Origin of the sequence: Verminephrobacter aporrectodeae subsp. tuberculatae At4 (genome assembly GCF_000193225.1) — a bacterium.
Lineage (GTDB): Bacteria > Pseudomonadota > Gammaproteobacteria > Burkholderiales > Burkholderiaceae_C > Acidovorax > Acidovorax aporrectodeae.
In genome coordinates, this window is sequence record NZ_AFAL01000908.1 from 1 (window position 1) to 513 (window position 513).

Genomic DNA, 513 nt, shown 5'->3' on the forward strand with positions numbered 1-513 from the left:
CGGTCCCGGCGTTGCCCGCGTCGTCGCGCACGCCAGGGAGGTTCACGCTGATGGTATTTGTCGCGGCGTTGGCGTTGGCCGTTGGCGTGAAGGTGGATGTCCAGACCGTGCGCTCGGCGTTCGCCGTGGGCGCGCTCAGCGTGCCGCTCGTGCACACGATGTCGCTGGCGTCCAAGCCGGTGACGGGCTCGCTGAAGCGGAAGCTGACGGTCGTGGTTTCGCCCGCGGTGAGCGCGTTGTCGGCCAGCGTAATGGTCGCCGTGGGGCGCTCGGTATCGACGGAGTAGTTGGTGCTGCTGGCGCTGCCGGTCCCGGCGTTGCCCGCGTCGTCGCGCACGCCGCTGAGGTTCACGCGGATGGTGTTCGCCCGGACGCTGACGTTGGCCGTGGGCGTGAAGGTCGCTGTCCAGACCGTGCGCTCGGCGTTGGCCGTGGGCGGGCTCAGCGTGCCGTTGGCGTCCGTGAGCACGATGTCGCTGGCGTCAAAGCCGTTGACGGGCTCGCTGAAGCGGA

The 513-nt window shown here is 69.8% G+C and carries 1 protein-coding gene; it reads right to left on the reverse strand.

The genetic code is table 11. From position 1 onward, the window contains the following. Positions 1 to 513, reverse strand: a 513-nt coding sequence (locus tag VTU_RS34225) for an Ig-like domain-containing protein (protein WP_010109322.1), incomplete at both ends; no start/stop codon positions are given.